General features: G+C 76.5%; 1 protein-coding gene. It reads left to right on the top strand.

Going from position 1 to position 2,837, the window contains the following annotated elements:
• Positions 1 to 2,837 (top strand): SDR family NAD(P)-dependent oxidoreductase (locus tag G5C65_RS34945; protein ID WP_165303084.1); only part of this gene is annotated, 2,837 nt, incomplete at both ends.

Raw genomic sequence — 2,837 nt, forward strand, 5'->3', positions numbered from 1 at the left:
CCACACCACCACCCTCCCCACCTACCCCTTCCAACACGAACGCTACTGGCTCGATCCGGTGGACCGGGCCGGGGGCGAGGCGGCGGCCGACCCCGCGGACGCGGCGTTCTGGGAGGCTGTGGAGCACGGTGACCTCGGGTCCCTGACAGAGAGCCTGGGCGTGGCGGACGAGGAGCTGCGCGGCGTGGTGCCCGCGCTGTCCGCCTGGCGCCGTCGGCGCCGTGAGCAGTCGGCTGTCGAGAGCTGGCGCTACCACGTCACCTGGAAGCGGCACACGCCGCCGGGCAGCCGGCTGTCCGGCACCTGGCTCGTGGTCGCCCAGGACGGCGACTCCCGCGCCGAAGCCGTGGCGGCGGCGCTGGACAGCGCGGGCGCTGCGGCCGCCGTCGTGCTGCCGGTCGCGCCGGGCGCCGACCGCGCCGGCCGTGCGGCCCTCGCGGAGCTGCTGGGCGGGTACGAGGACGCCGCCGGGGTCGTGTCGCTGCTGGCGGCCCACTCGTCCGCGCATCCGCAGGAGCCGTCGGTGCCCGCCGGCCTCGCCGCCACCGTGCACCTGCTGCAGGCCCTCGGGGACGCGGGCACCGCGGCCCCGCTGTGGTGCCTGACGTCCGGAGCGGTGTCCGTGTCCGACGGGGACCCGCTGTCCGACGCCGCGCAGGCGATGGTGTGGGGCCTGGGCCGGACGGCCGCGCTGGAGCACCCGCAGCGCTGGGGCGGCCTGATCGACGTCCCGGCCGAGCTCGACGCGGAGTCCGCCGCCCTGCTGACGGGCGTGCTCGCGGGCGACGGAGTGGAGGACCAGGTCGCGCTGCGCGACGCGGGCGCGTACGTCCGGCGGCTGGCGCGGTCCGCGCCGGAGCCGGTCCGTGCGCCCTGGAAGCCGCGCGGCACCGCGCTCATCACGGGCGGCACCGGAGCGCTCGGCGGCCATCTGGCCCGCTGGCTGGCCGAGCGGGGCGCCGAGCGCGTGGTGCTGACCAGCCGCCGCGGCCCCGAGGCCGACGGGATGACCGAGCTGGCGGACGAACTCGCCGCCGCCGGGACCGAGCTGACCGTCCTCGCCTGCGACGTCGCGGACCGGGCTGCTGTCGCGGCGCTGCTGGCCGAGCTGAGCGCGGACGGGCACGAGATCCGCTCCGTGTTCCACGCCGCGGGCGTCGCCACGCTGGATCCGCTCGCCGATCTCGGTGTCGCCGACCTCGGCCAGGTGCTCGGTGCGAAGGTTCTGGGCGCCGAGAGCCTGGTGGACCTCCTCGACCCCGAGGTCCTGGACCGGCTGGTGCTCTTCTCGTCCATCTCGGGTGTGTGGGGCGTGGGCGACCACGCCGCGTACGCCGCCGCGAACGCCTACCTCGACGCGCTCGCCGTGCGTGCGCGCGCCGGCGGGCTGCCGGTGACGTCCATCGCCTGGGGCCCGTGGGCCGGTGGCGGGATGATCCCCGAGGCGCTGCAGGACACCCTGCGCAGGCGCGGAGTGCCGGTGATCGAGCCCGCCACCGCGCTGGGCGGGCTGCGGCTGCTGCTCGACCACGACGAGACCGCGCCGGTCCTGGCCGAGGTCGACTGGGAGCGCTTCGCCTCCGTCTTCGCCACGGAGCGGCCCACCCGGCTGTTCGAGGAGATCGCCGAGGCCCGCGGGGCCGTGCCCGAGCCCGAGTCGTCGCCCCTGGCCCAGCGCCTGGCGGCGCTGTCCGCCGAGGACCGGGAGCGGGAGCTGCTCGGGATGGTGCGCTCCGAGGTCGCCCGGGTGCTCGGCCACTCGGCGCCGGAGCAGATCGACCCCGGGCGCGCCTTCAAGGACATCGGCTTCGACTCGCTGACGGCCGTCGAACTGCGCAACAAGCTCGGCTCCGCGACGGGGCTGCGCCTCCCGACGACGCTGGTGTTCGACCACCCGAACCCGCTGGCGCTGGCGGCGCACCTGGTGCGGGAGTTCACCGGGGAGCTGGACGCACCGGCCGAGGCGGCGGCGACGTCGGCCGCGGCCGCGGCCGCGGCCGACGATCCCATCGCCGTCGTCGGTATGGGCTGCCGGTTCCCCGGCGGCCTGCGGTCGCCGGAGGAGCTGTGGCAGTTCGTCGTCGACGGCCGCGACGCGACGTCCCCGCTGCCCGCCGACCGGGGCTGGAACCTCGCAGCGCTGCACCACCCGGACCCCGACCACCCCGGTACGTCGTACGTCCGCGAGGGGGGATTCCTCGACGGCGCGGCCGACTTCGACGCCGGCTTCTTCGGCATCTCACCGCGCGAGGCCATCGCGATGGACCCGCAGCAGCGGCTGCTGCTGGAGACGTCCTGGGAGGCCATCGAGCGCGCGGGCATCGACCCGACCTCGCTGCGCGGCAGCCGCGCGGGCGTCTTCGTCGGCGCGCTGGACGGCGGCTACGGGGACCGGCTCGGCGGGGACGCCGGGCTGGAGGGCTACCTCGTCACCGGAGGGGCCGGCAGCGTCACCTCCGGGCGGGTCTCCTATCTGCTGGGCCTGGAGGGCCCGGCGGTGACGCTGGACACGGCGTGCTCCTCGTCGCTGGTGGCCATGCACCTCGCCGCGCAGTCCCTGCGCCAGGGCGAGTGCTCGCTCGCCCTGGCGGGCGGCGTGGCGATGATGTCCACGCCCGACCCCCTCATCAGCTTCAGCAGGCAGCGGGGCCTGGCTCCGGACGGCCGCTGCAAGCCGTTCGCGGCGGCGGCCGACGGCTTCGCGCTGTCGGAGGGCGTGGGTGTGCTGGTGCTGGAGCGGCTGTCGGACGCGCGGGCCAACGGGCACCAGGTGCTCGCCGTGCTGAAGGGCTCGGCCGTCAACCAGGACGGCGCCTCCAACGGCCTGACCGCGCCCA

Source organism: Streptomyces boncukensis (genome assembly GCF_011045075.1).
Taxonomy (GTDB): domain Bacteria; phylum Actinomycetota; class Actinomycetes; order Streptomycetales; family Streptomycetaceae; genus Streptomyces; species Streptomyces boncukensis.